This is a genomic window from Bacillus sp. ISL-55 (genome assembly GCF_018613155.1).
GTDB lineage: Bacteria > Bacillota > Bacilli > Bacillales > Cytobacillaceae > Mesobacillus.
In genome coordinates, this window is record NZ_JAGGQU010000046.1 from 12629 (window position 1) to 27920 (window position 15292).

The following is a 15292-nucleotide window of genomic DNA, read 5'->3' on the forward strand; positions in this document are numbered from 1 at the left end:
ATGCTATGATTATGAAAAGAAAAAAATGGACTTAATGGATAGTTTTACTAGAGGGGGACAGGCTGGCTATGAGAGCAAGGACAAGGAAGAGTGAACCTTTTTCATTTGATAAACTGAAGGATTTTTTCACTACTGTGATTCTGCATCTTAGTTTTTATGCCTTCATCGTGTTTCTCGTAGTTTTTTTCATTGATAATTTTAGCTAAATACATAAAACAAAACACAGCTGCCGTGATTGGCAGCTGTGTTTTATTCTATTATGGATTGAACGGATTGTCGTGGTTATGCGGATCCATAGGATTATGGTTTCTGTTTTGGTTCGGATTGTTCAAGTTTGGACCAGTTCCAGGGTTCTGGTTCGGATTGTTCAGGTTTGGACCAGTTCCAGGGTTCTGGTTCAGGTTATTCAAGTTTGGCGGTGTTGCCGGATTCGGGTTGGTAGGGCTGTTTTTTTTCATTTTCTGCTGTTGAACCGCCGCTTGGTCAATGCTGGTTTTTTCGATTTTTTCATCGAACTTGGTCAGGTATTTCGATGCGAAGTTCTTGCCGCCCAGACCGAATGCCAAGCCGAATGCGAGCGCCAGCCCTCCAAGTGTCAGGATGAACGCCGCGTTCACGATTGCTGGTGCTACTCCAAGCTGGTCAAGTGCCATGAAGACCGCAATGGTGATGATCGCATATTTTGCGACAGTTGCCAGCACATTTGAAGAGTCCCCTTGCAGGATGCTGCTGAGTACTTTCTTTGCAAGGCCGCCGAGCCATAGGCCGACACCAAGGATAACAATCGCTGCAATCACATGAGGCAGATAAGCAATGACGCCTCGTGCCAGGTCGACGAAGAAATCAAGGTTTACTACATTCAATGCTTCAGCTACAAATAGCAGGACGACGATGACCTGGACGATATAGCCGACAATTTCCGATAAGCTTAATGAGTTAGGACGCTTTGCTGCGCCACCTACAATTACTCCTTTAAAATAGGAGTCGAAACCAATTCTTCTTAATAAATCAGCAGTGAATTTCTTCAGCCATTTACCAAGCCATAGGCCGATCATGACAAGAATGATGGCCACGACGATATTTGGAATCATCGTCAGGATGTCATTCAACATTGCGATGGCTGGTTCAGATATTCCATCGACATCAAGTCGCTCGAGAGCGGCGATGACAGTCGGGATTAATATCAAGACGAAAGCAACAGTGCCGATCACGCGTGAAAGGCTAGTGCCTTCAAATAAGCGGGAAAGCCCGAAACGCTGGACTAAGGTTTCAGTGCCAATGCTCTGTAAAAAGTTCGTCAGGATATCACGAACAATTTTAGCAACAAAGTAACCGACTAAAAGAATCAGCGCTGCTGCAAAAAGTTTAGGAATGAAGGAAAGGATCCCTGCGATCATGTTTTCGAAAGGCTCTGAAACGCCATGCAGGTTCAGTGCGGACAATACGGCCGGCAATGCCATCAGCAAGACAAGATAGAAAACGATGTTCGCGACTTTATCAACTGCACTCGTCGTCTGAGAATTGTCGTCCGTAAGCTTGTACTTGCTTAATTTTTCATGGACACCTAGCGTCTTGCCGCCCTTCTGGATCAGGAATTTCAAGCCTGAAGCAATCAGCCAGGCAAATAATAGAATCAATCCTGCTTTCAGGATATTAGGAATCGCTGCGGCAATCGTAGAGAACATTCCGACGAGCGGCTCCGTTAAAACATATAAATCTAAAATATTCAGGAACATGATGAAGACAAATACTAGAATTAAAATATAGACAATTTTGCTGATGATTTTTTCAGCTGAGTACTTTTTATTGTTCACATTCGAAAAAAGCTTGTTATCAAGACTTGTCTTTTGAAGCCCCTTGTAAACTGCTTTTTCTATCAATTTTGCAACAAGCCATCCGACGAGCAGGACTGCAAGCGCAATCAGCACATTTGGGAGTTTGCCAAGAATGCTGTCCCAGCCATTATAAAAATTATTGTTCAAACCTCTCACTCCTTATTTAAATTGGACTTTCAAAGCGAGCTGCGGATGTGTATGGATAAGAACTAGAACTAGTGCAGCATCAACCTGTGAAAAAAGTACTTAGTTAGCTAGCAAGCATACTTTAATCTACCCAAATATTGTCTGTGTAAACAAAGCAGAGAATCTTGTCTTATGAGGAAGAGATGTTTTGGAAAATCGATATTAAAAGAGAGAGTAAAGGGATTGTTGCTGGTATTTTAATGATGTCTTCAATTATTAGCGATTGATTTGAGAGGGGCATTTAATAAAAAAAACCGGGCAATCGCCCGGTTATGCTTTCTTTGATCTTTTTAAATACGCGTAAATCAGGTATCCGACAATCACGACAACTCCTAAAATGATCGTGAGCATCGCGAAGTTTTCTTCAATGAATGGCATTGCTTTGTCACCTAGAGCAACGATGATCGCTGCTTCAAGGAAGAAGCGCAGGCCTCGTCCAATGATGGACCAGATGATTAATGTTGGAATCTTCACATTGGAGATTCCGGAAAAAATCGTGAACACTTTGTATGGGATTGGAGTGAATCCAGCTATTAAAATCGCCATCGCGCCGTACTTATTGAAGTACCCTTCTACTAGGGCGATTTTTTCTTCTTTTATAAAATAGCGCAGAATTGGTCGGCCAACTTTTTTACCAATGTACCAGCCAAGCAGGGCACCGATTACAGAACCTGCTGTTGTAATGAAGGCATACCAGAGTGCCTTGTCAGGATTGGCAATACCCATTGGGATCATCAAGACATCAGGCGGAATCGGGAAAAAGGAAGATTCCAGGAAAGACACGAAGAATAGTCCCCAGGAACCAAATTCAAGCAGCCATTCTTCAAACGCATGTATCCATTCAGACATGAAACAGTATCTCCTTTAAGTTGTTATAGGAAGGCCGCAAAATGAGCCTAGTAAAAAGTATACCATGTTTAATTCTGCGAGAGCCAACTATTTCAGTAATGCGTTACTCGGGCGGGTTATAATCAGCCGCAGGTAAAAGATAAGTCAGCGATTATTAATTTTTAGGCTAAAAGTGGTACTCTATTAAGGAACTCGATAAAAAGAGAGGGTTGTCTATGGAATATATACTCTATTTGCTGCTGGGCGGCTTGATCAGTGTTTTGTCCGGCTTTTTCGGGGTGGGCGGAGGTTTTATCCTGACGCCTATATTACTGCTGATCGGCTTTTCGCCGCTTGAGGCAATCACAACCAGCTTATTTTTCACGGTGGGTACATCGATTTCGGGGATTACCGCACATATTCGCATGAAAAATATCCTCTGGAAAGAGGGGCTGATCATGGGTTTGAGCGGAATTGCCGCGACACAGTTGGCACGGCCGATGGTGTATTCCCTGGAGGCTAGGGGCTGGGATAATATTGTCATTCCATTCCTCTATATTGTGCTGCTTGCTTATTTTGCGATAAAAATGGTTCGCCAGGGCAGGAAGAAAGACGAAGAGACCTCTGCACCTGCCGATTTTTCGCTGCCAAAACTGTTGGCTTTTGGCTTTTTCGGCGGCTTTGTCTCGGCAACGCTAGGCGTGGGAGGCGGGTTCATCATCGTGCCGCTGATCATCACATCGCTGGGCTTCAATCCGAAAAAGGCAGTCGGAACGAGTCTATTTGCGGTGCTGCTCATTGTCTCAGTAGGGTTTGTCTCCTACGCAATCAATACGGATATCAATTACTTTATTGGTCTTATGCTAATAGCCGGTGCACTGGTAGGCTCCCAGTTTGGCGCAAGAATGACTTCCTATTTTGAAAACAAGGAAATGAACGCGCTGCTTGGGGTCCTGTATCTTGTCACGCTGGCAGGAGCTGTCCTGAAGCTTTTTGACCTGAATAAAACCGGCCTGGTGATCATGGGAATGTTCATCGTCTACTTTTTTACAATGTCTATCAGCAAAATAAAGACAAAACGGGCAAAGGAAAAAGGCTGACTGCTCAGCCTTTTTTCTATTTATGCCTCAGATGTAACAGGGTGCATAATGAAGGGAGGGATCTCAAGTCCGGTTCTCTTTTTAACAAAAAATGCCCCATCTCTCTTAAAAGGCTCATGTTGAAATAAGAAATCACCTTGGTCGGGTGTGAAGTGGAATTTAATTATATCTGTGTCTCCAAAGGATGAAATAATGTCCTTCATGTTTACAGTTGCGGTGCTGATTACATCATACAGGTGGACGGTCCTGTTTTCTCTCGTGAAAATCAAAATAGAATCTGCTTCTGCATGGCAGTATAGGTGGTCGGTAAATACATTAAGAATATGGTACATCGTAATCCCGGCGGAATTGGCAGTCGCAAAGGTGTTGGAAACCGGAACTCTGGTATAGACGGATCTTTCAATCATCTCAAGATCCTCAGGAATCCTCAGTTTCCTTAATGGCAGCGGATCTGTCCCGATCAAAACTTTCGTCGCGTATTGATGTTCTTCAACTTGTTCAAACCCGAATTTCGGATAAAAGTCGAGCACACTGTCATTGGCGAACAGGTACATAAAATCATACTTTCCCTGATATACGTTCAAAACATGGTTCATCAGGCTTGCTGACAGGCCTTTGTTCCGATACTGCGGATGGGTCATGACGGTGCCGATCTGCAGTGCTTTATAGCTTTTTCCTTCAATAATAAAGTCGAGTTCGTTTACCGATACATTGGCAACGATCTTGTCGCCATCTGCATAGGAGAATGGGATGTATCGCTCTCCCCAATATCCATGTTCATGCCAGCTTTCAAAATCAATCCCGAAAACATCAAGTGCCAGCTGCATGAAGCTTTTTCTCAAAGCCTTATTCTCACGGTAATGGCTTACTATCTTCATATATCAAAACTCCTGTCATTCGAGGCAAACATATATGTTTTATGATGGAACCGGATACCGTAAATCAAACCGATTGCGAGCATATTGCCCATAAGCGAGCTGCCGCCGTAACTGATGAATGGCAGCGGAATCCCGGTAATCGGCAGCAGCTGGATCGTCATCCCGATATTCTGGAAGACGTGAAAGGTGATCATGCTGATGACACCCGCGCTGATGTAGGTATTGAATGGGTCATTCGTATCCAGTGCGGTTTTTGTCAAATGGTAGATTAGCAGGAAGTAAAGGCCGATGACAAAACTGCCGCCCGCAAAGCCAAATTCCTCGCCAATCACACTGAAGATGAAGTCCGTATGACTTTCGGGAATGTAGACTTCACTGCCGTTCAAGCCTTTTCCCGTCAGCATTCCTGATCCAATTGCACTGAGCGATTTTAATAGATGGTATCCATATTCGGGGTAGCTGTCAGGGTCAAGCCAAGCATAAATGCGCCCGAACTGATACGTCTTTACCCCGAGGTATTCTTTAAGGATTTCCGGCTTCCAGATCACGAGATACAATATGCCTGCCCCAAGTGCCGCACCTCCGCCATAAAGCGGCAGGATGATTTTCCAGGTGATACCTGAAACAAGGATGATTCCTGTGAAAATTGCAAGCACGACGAGAGAGGTTCCCAGGTCTGGCTGCAGCATGATCATTCCAAGTGGCAAGGCAGTGATGAAGCCAAGCTTGATGAAAAGCAGGAAGTCAGTTTGAAGTGTCTTTCGTGAATGTTTTTTATGGTGGGCATAGATCGTGCTGCTAAGGGCAAGAATCAGAAAGACTTTCATGAATTCAGAAGGCTGGATGGAACCGAACGGCTCGATGAAAAACCAGCTTTTTGCACCATTCCTTTCCTCGGCTATGCTGGAGGGAGCTAAAAACAGGAAGATGAGCAGGAAGACTCCGAAGCCGTACAAATACCAGCTGAGCTTGCGGTACTGTTCGCTGTCGAACATCATGACGACACCGATGATCCCCGACCCAACGACGTACCAAAAGATTTGTTTGTATAAAAAGTTCTGTCCAACATACTGGCCTGTTCTCTGAGCGCTGTATATCGCAAGGCAGCTTGTCAGAAAGAACAAGAATAAAAAGAGCGTCAATGTCCAATCAAACCGGTCAAATTTTTTATTAGGCTTTTCCATTTGCTACACCCTGTCTCAATCCGTTTTTACAATATTATGCTAGCAGAGTTGAATTATCCTTACAATCCCTTCTCAGGTAACATTTTCCGATGCAATTAATAGACGAATGAAAAGGGAGAATAGTTTCTATATGATAGGGATTCTTTTAACATGTTAGTGCGATAATAATTATGTTTTTGAAGAGTAAGAATAAGATATTTTCATGTGTTTTTGTTAGAATGGAAGAAGTGTTAATTGTACGGAGCAAGAGTGTCGCTGGCAATCATGCAGCTGAGAATTTTCCGGGAGGTTGTGCTTTTGAAAAAGAACCATCCTTATAGCAGGGATTTACTATATGTCCATTTGAACGAGCGGGATCAGTACGTGCTCTCGCATGGTATGGAATTCCATGAATTTGCGCGGGTCTTGTCAGATTCTCTTAACCATCTGCTGCTGTTGAAGCATCGCTATGAGGATGGTGAGTTCAATAGACATACCTTATTTGAATATGTACCTGAAGACAGCGTCGAAAAGTTGGTCGCCGCAAACGTCCATGCATATGGGGATTTTTGCTGGATTGATTTTGAGGAAGTGGAAGCACTGAATGTGCTGACGGCCCAGGAGATTGCCGAGCTTCTTTATCTAGGCCATATCAAGCATCATCTGAAGCAGCCGTTTTATAACCAGCTCGATAATCGATTTGTTTACCTTTCCCATGAGGATGGCTGGTTCAACAAAATATATTACCGCAACTTCAATGATTTTTTCCGGATGCTCGGAACGGTCCTTTCTGGCAAGCTCGGGGAAATGAAACCGGAAAAAACACTGCTCGGCATCAGGAAAAAGAAGTCCTACCCAGCCGTCAGCAAGGAGATCCTGAAATCGTTGACGCCAGCATTAAAAGAAGGGGCGGTTTTTTCGCTGAAAAACATCCAGCAAAACCGCAACAGAATTGAAATACCGATTTGGATTATCGGAGATTTTGCCAACATGGATGACATGCATGATGAATATAAAGAAGCAAGCCGCAGCAATCCAGATGGCAGGCTTGTCTTTGATAAAAAAGTAAAAGAATGGAGTCTGCTTGCCCAATAAAAGTCGAAAAAAATTTTTTGGAGCAATTTTTGGCAAAACGTGTATAATGGGATTTAGCGGAAAATTACATATCGAAATGAACAGGTGTCTTTTTAAACAAGACTTAATAGGGAAGTTGGTGAAAATCCAACGCGGTCCCGCCACTGTAAATGGGAGCAAGCTGCAACATGCCACTGTACAAATGTATGGGAAGGCGCAGCGAGCATTGACCATGAGCCAGGAGACCTGCCTGTCCATTGCACCAGCAAACCTACGAGGATAGGGAGGTGCCGACAGGCTCTATGTCTTTTTATGATAAAGTACATTTGCTTACTCGGACATCTCCCCTTCAGGTGGAGATGTTTTTTATTTTATTAATAGCTTTGTTGAAGGCCAATGCTGGTTTTAACAGCCTGATTTAACGAAGCTGATCAAAAAATTGGAGGAGAAGCAAATGAAAAAAATATTATTGTTGATGATGGCAGCTGCCATGATCCTGGTTGGCTGTGGTACTGAAGCACAGCCTGAAAAGAATGAAGGCGAAAAAACTGCACAGGAGCAAAAGCCGGGTTTCCCCGTCACTGTAAAAGATGCGCTTGATGAAGAAGTAGTCATTGAAGAAAAGCCAGAAAAGATCATCTCTCTTATTCCGAGCAATACCGAGATCGTTTACGCGCTCGATAGCGGTGATGCGATTGTCGGTGTCACGGATTTCGACAATTATCCAGAAGAAGCAATGTCGAAGGAAAAAATCGGCGGGATGGAATTCAATATTGAGAAAATGATTTCACTGAAACCAGACCTTGTTCTTGCTCCAGGATCAACTGCCGACACTGTAAAAGAAGGTCTTCAGCAATTGAAGGACGCAGGAATTGCTGTTGTGGTTGTGAACGATGCGCAGTCATTTGAAGAAGTGTACCAATCAATTGAAATGATTGGCCAGGCAATCGGCGAGCCGGAAAAGGCAGATGAGCTTGTAGACTCAATGAAAAACAGTTTTGCAGAATTGAAGAAAAAAGCAGAGGCAATTAAACCAGAAGAGCAGAAGTCAGTATTTGTCGAGGTCTCTCCTGCACCGGAAATCTACACAGCCGGCAAAAATACTTTCATTAATGAAATGCTTGAGTTAATTGGTGCCAAGAATGCAGCCGGCGATATGGATGGCTGGCCGAAGGTTGATCCGGAAGCAATCGTCGAGCGTAATCCCGATGTTATTGTGACAACCTATGGTTATTACACAGAAAAGCCGATCGAACAGGTTCTTGCCCGAGCAGGCTGGAATAATGTAAAAGCGGTCAACGACCAGCAGGTATTCGATGTCCACTCTGACCTCGTAACCCGTTCTGGCCCAAGGCTCGCTGAAGGAGCAGAGGAGCTTGCAAAAGCCATTTATCCGGATGTTTTTAAATAAAAAAGGATTTGCATATATCGTTTCAACAGCATTTTTAATCATTTCGATGCTGTTGGGCATATCGATCGGAACGGTTTCCATCCCTGTACCCGCTATTATTGAAATCATTGGTGCTGAGGTTTTCCGCTTTCAGGGACAGGGAATCGATTCGATGCATGAAAGCATAGTCATGGACATCAGGCTGCCTCGCGTTTTGCTGGCAGGACTCGTCGGCGCCTCGCTTGCCATTGCCGGTGCCGCGTTCCAGGGACTGCTCCGCAACCCTCTGGCAGACCCTTATACACTGGGGATATCATCAGGAGCTTCGATCGGAGCGGTCATCACACTGTTTTTTGGACTCTCATTGCCTCTGGTTGGTGCATTCACCTTGCCGGTGCTGAGTATTCTGTTCGCATTCGCAACCGTGTTATTTGTGCTGTTTTTTGCCCGGAGAGTCGACAGGCTGCTCAGGGTAGAGACGATTATATTGACGGGAATCATTTTAAGTTCATTTCTTGGGTCATTCATTTCATTGATGATTGCCCTGTCCGGCGAGGAACTGCGGCAAATCATTGGCTGGCTGCTTGGCAGCGTGTCGATGCGCGGCTGGGAATACATCAAAATAATACTTCCTTTCTTTATTATTGGTTTGGTGATTTTGCTTGCTAATACCAGGGAGTTAAATGCAATGTCCTTCGGTGAGGAACGGGCGCAGCACCTTGGTGTCAATGTCGAGCGCCGCAAGCTGCTGATCTTATTGTCTGGTTCTCTTTTGACAGGTTCAGCAGTTGCGGTTTCAGGGACGATCGGCTTCGTCGGCCTCGTCATCCCGCATCTGACAAGGACCGTCTGGGGGCCGGACCATCGTCATTTACTGCCGCTATCCGTTTTGATTGGCAGCGGCTTCCTGATTCTTGCCGACCTTGTATCGAGGACAATCATCGCGCCATCAGAATTGCCGATTGGCGTGATCACAGCCTTGATCGGAGCTCCGGTTTTTGCATGGATTTTAATGAGAAATCGTAAGGAAAGAAGTGCTGGCCGATGATTACAGTCAAGAGTTTGAAAGGCGGATATGCAGGCGGAGAGGTGTTGAAGGGAATCTCCTTTGACGTTTGCAAGGGGGAATTGTTTGGAATCCTAGGCCCCAATGGCAGCGGAAAAACAACGCTTTTAAAAATGATCAGCGGAGCTCTAGATTTTAGAGAAGGCTCTATCGACGTGGATGGGCGTCCGTTGACACAATACTCGCCAAAGCATCTTGCAAGGATGATGGCCGTCCTGCCTCAGCACGGAGAACAGGCCTTTCCTTATTCGGTAAAAGAAACCGTTTCACTCGGGCGCTATGCACACCAGAAAGGCTGGTTCAATAGCTGGTGTGATGAGGATGAACAGATTGTCCAGAAGGTGATGGAACAGACAGGAATAACTCGCCTCCAGGATAAATCGATCGTGGAATTATCCGGCGGTGAAAAGCAGCGGGTATTTCTCGCGCAGGCGCTGGCTCAACAGCCCAGGATCCTCCTTCTTGATGAGCCGACGAATCACCTTGACCTCAGCTTTCAAAAGGAACTGCTCGACTTGCTGAAAAAGTGGGCAGCGGAAGAGGAATTGACGGTGGTCTCGATTTTTCATGACTTGAATTTGGCTTCATTATATTGTGACAGGCTGCTGTTGATGGAAAACGGGGAAGTCTTGATAGTTGACACTCCTGCTGAGGTTTTAAAGGAAGAACGAATTAAAAAGGTATATAAAACCCAGATCAAAAACCATCCGCATCCGGAAATTGCCAAGCCGCAAATGCTGCTGGTTCCCGAAGCGGATGGTGGTCATGAGGTTAATTTTATACTAGACGGCAGATTTCTCGAGTTAGGACAAGACAGGATTGTCCTGCAGTCACCGGTGAAATTGAGGACGATGTCTTCCGGAATCACCGGTGCCGGGATTGGCTGGCACAGTTCGTTCGTACACCGGGTTGTTCTGATGGAATATGACTGCAGCGACCATAAGGCGGAAATGGCAGAGTACTTGCAGGAAAATGGCTTTCTGCCTAGCGAGACGGTTGGGATGATGACAGCTGTTCCTGCAGAGACAGCATCATACCGCCTCTTTGCTGCTGACGGCCTTTCCATTTTCATCATTGTCTCTGCCGGGAATACCCAGCGTGACAGACCCCGGAATATCAATACATGGCTGTTCATTAATGGCAGGATTTCAGAGGAAGCTTTTATCCAGAGCGCAATGACCGCAGCAGAAGCGAAAATAAGCGTTTTGAATGAGCTTGAGGGAAGCGGGGCTCGCATTTCTGGACAGTCAGCTGGCATTTCGACAGACAGCATATGCATCGCCGCAACTCAGCAGGGGGAGCCGATTGCCTATGCAGGCACAGCCACCCCGCTCGGCAAGCTGATCAGTGAAGGAATTTATACCTGTACGAAGGAAGCGATATTGAAGTACAGAGCCAGTAAAGCTGCATTCAAGCATTAAATGAAGGAATTGCATCATTGAGTCTCGAATTCTTGTTTTAGAGGTGATGATGATGGAATTGAAAATGGGTTATGTGATTTTATATGTGGCTGATCTGGAAAAAACAAAGCATTTTTACGGTGAGCTGCTTGGCCTTAACCTTCGAAATGAATTTGGCACTTATATTGAGTACGAAACCGGCAATACCGTGCTATCGATGAATACAAGGGAAAGCGGCCGCGAGATTACTAATCTGCCGATTCCAGATGAAGTCAGGAAAGAACAAACCTTCGAGCTCGGATTTGTAACAGAGGACGTCCCGGGCGCAGTAGAAAAACTGCGAGCCGCTGGAGTCCCAATCCTGCTCGAGCCAACCGAAAAACCATGGGGCCAGGTCGTCGCCTATGCCGCCGATCCGGATGGGCACTACATAGAAATCTGTACCCCGATTGGGTAAAACAAAGTCCTGCAGCTTAATGAGCTGCAGGACTTTGTTTTGTAATTGATGTCATTAAGCCCGGGTGGAGCTGAAACTAAAGAAAAGTTTCCATGTAAGCTTAAATGAGGCAGGAATCGCTGAAAAGGTCTCTATAGAAAGATTCTATAAGCCCGATTGAGGTTAAAACCCACGAAAAGGACCTATAGAAAGATTCTATAAGCCCGAATGAGGTTAAAATTCTCGAAAAGGTCCTATAGAAAAGTTCTATAAGCCCAAAAGAGGTTGAAATCCACGAAAAGGTCCTATAGAAAAGTTCTATAAGCCCAAAAGAGGTTAAAATTCTCTAAAAGGTCCTATAGAAAAATTCTATAAGCCCAAAAGAGGTTGAAATCCACGAAAAGGTCCTATAGAAAAGTTCTATAAGCCCAAAGAGGTTAAAATTCTCGAAAAGGACCTATAGAAAAGTTCTATAAGCCCGAATGAGGTAAAAATCCACGAAAAGGTCCTATAGAAAGAATCTATAAGCCCAAAAGAGGTTAAAACCCACGAAAAGGTCCTATAGAAAAGTTCTATAAGCCCGAATGAGGTGAAAACCCACAGAAAGGTCCTATAGAAAAGTTCTATAAGCCCGAATGAGGTTAAAACCCACGAAAAGGTCTTATAGAAAGATTCTATAAGACCAAATGAGGTTAAAACCCACGAAAAGGTCCTATAGAAAAGTTCTATAAGCCCGAATGAGGTTGAAACCCTCAAAAAGGTCCTATAGAAAAATTCTATAAGCCCGAATGAGGTTGAAACCCTCAGAAACGTTCTATAGAAGCACTTTCTCCTATACACAATCCTGGGTCAAGCTCAAAACAAATCTAAGCAGCTTCCTTCACTGGTTTATTTGCAAGTAATGATGCAGTGATGCCTAAAATCGGAAGGATGATGGTCATCAGGAGAATTTCCTCATAACCGCCGAAATAATCGTAGGCGAGTCCGAATGGCAATGGCCCTAACGCTGAACCGAGCACAGTGACGGTCATTGCTGAACCTTTGATACTGCCAAGCGATTTTCGTCCGAAAAAGCTCGGCCAGACGTAGTTTAGTGTTATTCGCTCAAATCCTCCGCTGATTCCCCAGAATACCCCGAAAGCGATTGCGATGGCGGGTTTGTCAGCTGCCAGCAAAATGAGAATGAAAAGGATCTCCCCTGCGAAAATGCCTGCAAGCACATACTGCACTTTTACCCGGTCGAGGAGAGGGCCTGCTATCAATGTGACGGGGAAACCAATCAAAGCCATCAAGCTTAATACAAGAGCGGCTATTCCTGGTGAAATCCCATTCGACTTAAAAATAGATATTAGGTGAAACGTCAGTCCGGTGTTGACGAGAGACGGAATACCCACGCAAAAAAGCAAAAGCCAGTATGCGCGTGTTTTGCTCGCTTCCTGGACCGTCCAGTTCACCTCTTCAATAGGCTTGGTGATTCTGTTAGATTCAGTCGTATTATTTATCCAATCAGGCTTGATTCCATCAGGATGCTCACCGATGTCCTCAGGCTTGTTCCTGATCAAAAAATAAGCCAATGGCACGAAGACCACGAGAAGCAGGATTCCCCAAAGCATCCATGAGAAGCTCCAGCCCCAGTTGGCAACAAGCCAGGCATTCAATGGGGGAAATACAGCAGAGCTGGCAAAGCCGCCGATTGCCATGAAGCTCATCGCTTTTCCGCGTTTCGTTATGAACCACTGAGGGACCAAGGTATTTGGGATCAACGTCATTGAACCCTGACCGAGAATCCTGATCAGGAAAAAGCCGATGAACAGCATCGCTGTGTTAACAACCATACTGTTCCAGAAGCTGGCCAGCGCCAGCCCAATGCCAACAATAACTGACATTTTTCGTTGTCCCCATTTATCAACGAAGCGACCGACAAAGAACATGCAAATCCCTGCAGCAAGTGTTGCAAGTGAATAAACCGCCGATACATGCGAACGGCTCCAGCCGAAATCTTTTATGTAAGAGTCTATAAAGACAGATACCGAGTATGTTTGCCCTGGACCTGAAAAAAACACGCCAAGACCGGCAATAAATACGATAACCCAGCCGTAATAAAAATTAGTTTTGAATGGTGCTGATAGTCCTGATGTCTTCATGTAAAAACCTCCCAGACCATCATATCAAAATCTAGCATTAAAAAGCTTGCAGGAAGAAAGGGTGGAAATACATTTTTACATTTTAAGGTTTTTACCATACATATATGAAAAACAGAGATATCAGTCGATATTTGAAGGAATACCAAATTAATAGCGCTTACAATGGCGGTTGCTCGTTTTTGTAAATGTGTTATGATAAATCCTGTTTTTATCGGACCCGGCTTGCTTGAGAGTAGGAAGCCACCAAAAATATTAAGGGGTGTTTATTTGAATACTAGTACAATTAAAGAACAATGGTTTGGCAACGTCAAAGGAGATGTCCTTGCGGGAATCGTCGTTGCGCTTGCTTTGATTCCTGAAGCGATTGCCTTTTCGATTATTGCTGGCGTTGACCCAATGGTAGGACTTTACGCTTCATTTGCGATTGCTGTGACAATCGCGATTGTCGGCGGCCGTCCTGGCATGATTTCAGCAGCGACCGGTGCGATGGCGCTTCTGATGGTGACGCTTGTTGCAGACCATGGTTTACAATATTTATTGGCAGCTACGATTTTGACAGGAGTCCTGCAGATTCTGTTTGGTGTGTTTAAATTAGCGAGGTTCATGAAGTTCATTCCGCGTTCCGTTATGATTGGCTTCGTAAACGCACTTGCGATTTTGATTTTCATGGCACAGCTGGAGCAGTTTGTAGACGCAACATGGGTAATGTATACAATGGTGGCGGGTGCACTTGCGATCATTTATCTTTTGCCGCGTGTTACGAAAGCAGTTCCGTCACCACTTGTAGCAATTATTGTTATTACATTAGTTGCAATCATGACCAACAGTGGTGTTAAGACGGTTGGTGATATGGGTACACTGACATCTGCATTGCCGATGTTCCTGATCCCGGATATTCCGCTCAACCTTGAAACACTAAAAATTATTTTCCCATACTCATTGGCTTTGGCTGTTGTCGGCCTGCTTGAATCTTTGCTGACGGCTCAAATTGTCGATGATATGACTGATTCTAATAGTGATAAAAATAAAGAAAGCCGCGGCCAGGGGATTGCGAACATCGTTGCCGGATTCTTCGGCGGCATGGCTGGCTGCGCAATGATCGGACAATCCGTTATCAACGTTAAATCTGGCGGCCGAGGAAGATTGTCTGCTTTAGTAGCGGGTGTGTTCCTGATGTTCCTGATCCTTGTTCTGGGAAATGTCGTTGTACAGATACCAATGGCTGCCCTAGTTGGCGTCATGTTCATGGTGGCAATTGGAACGTTTGACTGGTCTTCCATTAAAGGAATGGCCAAAACCCCGGTTACAGATTCAATCGTAATGGTTGTCACAACTGTCACAACAGTAGTTACCCATGACCTTTCTAAAGGTGTATTTGCTGGTATCATCTTAAGTGCAATTTTCTTCGTAGCGAAAATTTCAAAGGTGAAAATCACTTCAACATTTGATGTTGCAGCTGACCGCCGCACATATTTTGTAACTGGACAGGTATTCTTCGCATCTGTTACTGACTTAATCGAAGCATTTGATTTAAAAGAAACAGCAAAAGAAGTCGTAATCGACCTGACACATGCCCATGTCTGGGATGATTCAGCCGTTGCGGCAATCGATAAGATTGTCATCAAATTGAGGGAGAATGGCACAGTGGTCCGTTTGCACGGATTGAATGCTCCAAGTTCTCATTTGATTGACAAGCTAGCTGTCCACAAACAGGAAGGCGCAAAGCTCTCCGGACACTAAAATGTAATAATTATTTTCAGAAAGCGCGTTGACGAATCAGCGTGCTTTCTTT

General features: G+C 44.7%; 12 protein-coding genes and 1 riboswitch. Of the genes, 7 read left to right on the forward strand and 5 right to left on the reverse strand.

Annotated features, from left to right (window positions below; all coding sequences use genetic code 11):
• Positions 1-257: 257 nt before the first annotated feature.
• Both J7E32_RS19930 and J7E32_RS19935 read right to left on the reverse strand, forming a co-directional pair.
• A complete protein-coding gene (locus J7E32_RS19930) occupies positions 258-1982 on the reverse strand; it encodes a mechanosensitive ion channel (protein WP_214911043.1) in 1725 nt (574 codons plus the stop codon).
• Between the two features lie 309 nt (positions 1983-2291).
• On the reverse strand, positions 2292-2870 hold the full coding sequence (locus tag J7E32_RS19935; protein ID WP_214911045.1) for a YqaA family protein: 579 nt from the start codon (positions 2868-2870) through the stop codon (positions 2292-2294).
• Between the two features lie 215 nt (positions 2871-3085).
• Between J7E32_RS19935 and J7E32_RS19940 the strand changes: the two genes are divergently transcribed.
• Complete coding sequence (locus J7E32_RS19940) at positions 3086-3949, forward strand: sulfite exporter TauE/SafE family protein (protein WP_214911047.1); 864 nt, start codon at positions 3086-3088, stop codon at positions 3947-3949.
• Between the two features lie 20 nt (positions 3950-3969).
• Here the strand turns inward: J7E32_RS19940 and J7E32_RS19945 are convergent, their stop codons facing one another.
• Positions 3970-4827, reverse strand: coding sequence for a GNAT family N-acetyltransferase (locus J7E32_RS19945; protein ID WP_214911048.1), 858 nt, complete (start codon positions 4825-4827; stop codon positions 3970-3972).
• Entirely contained in the window at positions 4824-6011 is a 1188-nt protein-coding gene (locus tag J7E32_RS19950; protein ID WP_214911050.1) for an FtsW/RodA/SpoVE family cell cycle protein, read from the reverse strand. Before J7E32_RS19950 ends, J7E32_RS19945 begins: the two co-directional genes overlap by 4 nt.
• Before the next feature lie 291 nt (positions 6012-6302).
• Between J7E32_RS19950 and J7E32_RS19955 the strand changes: the two genes are divergently transcribed.
• From J7E32_RS19955 to J7E32_RS19975, 5 genes are all read left to right on the forward strand, one after another.
• Complete coding sequence (locus tag J7E32_RS19955) at positions 6303-7085, forward strand: hypothetical protein (protein ID WP_353654081.1); 783 nt, start codon at positions 6303-6305, stop codon at positions 7083-7085.
• A gap of 65 nt (positions 7086-7150) precedes the next feature.
• A riboswitch (cobalamin riboswitch) is annotated at positions 7151-7332 on the forward strand.
• Between the two features lie 186 nt (positions 7333-7518).
• Positions 7519-8475 (forward strand): ABC transporter substrate-binding protein, encoded by a 957-nt coding sequence (locus J7E32_RS19960; protein WP_214911054.1) that lies wholly within the window; start codon positions 7519-7521, stop codon positions 8473-8475.
• On the forward strand, positions 8441-9502 hold the full coding sequence (locus J7E32_RS19965) for a FecCD family ABC transporter permease (RefSeq protein WP_214911056.1): 1062 nt from the start codon (positions 8441-8443) through the stop codon (positions 9500-9502). Before J7E32_RS19960 ends, J7E32_RS19965 begins: the two co-directional genes overlap by 35 nt.
• Positions 9499-10941, forward strand: coding sequence for a heme ABC transporter ATP-binding protein (locus J7E32_RS19970; protein ID WP_214911058.1), 1443 nt, complete (start codon positions 9499-9501; stop codon positions 10939-10941). Before J7E32_RS19965 ends, J7E32_RS19970 begins: the two co-directional genes overlap by 4 nt.
• 52 nt (positions 10942-10993) lie before the next feature.
• Positions 10994-11377 carry a VOC family protein gene (locus J7E32_RS19975; protein ID WP_214911085.1) on the forward strand — a complete coding sequence of 128 codons (384 nt, stop codon included), beginning with the start codon at positions 10994-10996 and terminating at the stop codon, positions 11375-11377.
• An 845-nt stretch (positions 11378-12222) separates the two neighbouring features.
• On the opposite strand, the gene J7E32_RS19980 is transcribed toward J7E32_RS19975, so the two are convergent.
• On the reverse strand, positions 12223-13500 hold the full coding sequence (locus tag J7E32_RS19980) for an MFS transporter (protein WP_214911060.1): 1278 nt from the start codon (positions 13498-13500) through the stop codon (positions 12223-12225).
• A gap of 267 nt (positions 13501-13767) precedes the next feature.
• Here J7E32_RS19980 and J7E32_RS19985 point away from each other — a divergent pair, with 267 nt between their 5' ends.
• Complete coding sequence (locus tag J7E32_RS19985) at positions 13768-15240, forward strand: SulP family inorganic anion transporter (protein ID WP_286183609.1); 1473 nt, start codon at positions 13768-13770, stop codon at positions 15238-15240.
• The last annotated feature ends 52 nt before the right edge of the window (positions 15241-15292 follow it).

Excerpts from the sequence above, each read along its gene's own strand:
- J7E32_RS19975 (WP_214911085.1), top strand. The coding sequence starts at position 10,994 with ATGGAATTGAAAATGGGTTATGTGATTTTATATGTGGCTGATCTGGAA.
- J7E32_RS19950 (WP_214911050.1), bottom strand. The coding sequence starts at position 6,011 with ATGGAAAAGCCTAATAAAAAATTTGACCGGTTTGATTGGACATTGACG.
- J7E32_RS19980 (WP_214911060.1), bottom strand. The coding sequence starts at position 13,500 with ATGAAGACATCAGGACTATCAGCACCATTCAAAACTAATTTTTATTAC.
- J7E32_RS19945 (WP_214911048.1), bottom strand. The coding sequence starts at position 4,827 with ATGAAGATAGTAAGCCATTACCGTGAGAATAAGGCTTTGAGAAAAAGC.
- J7E32_RS19940 (WP_214911047.1), top strand. The coding sequence starts at position 3,086 with ATGGAATATATACTCTATTTGCTGCTGGGCGGCTTGATCAGTGTTTTG.
- J7E32_RS19935 (WP_214911045.1), bottom strand. The coding sequence starts at position 2,870 with ATGTCTGAATGGATACATGCGTTTGAAGAATGGCTGCTTGAATTTGGT.
- J7E32_RS19960 (WP_214911054.1), top strand. The coding sequence starts at position 7,519 with ATGAAAAAAATATTATTGTTGATGATGGCAGCTGCCATGATCCTGGTT.
- J7E32_RS19970 (WP_214911058.1), top strand. The coding sequence starts at position 9,499 with ATGATTACAGTCAAGAGTTTGAAAGGCGGATATGCAGGCGGAGAGGTG.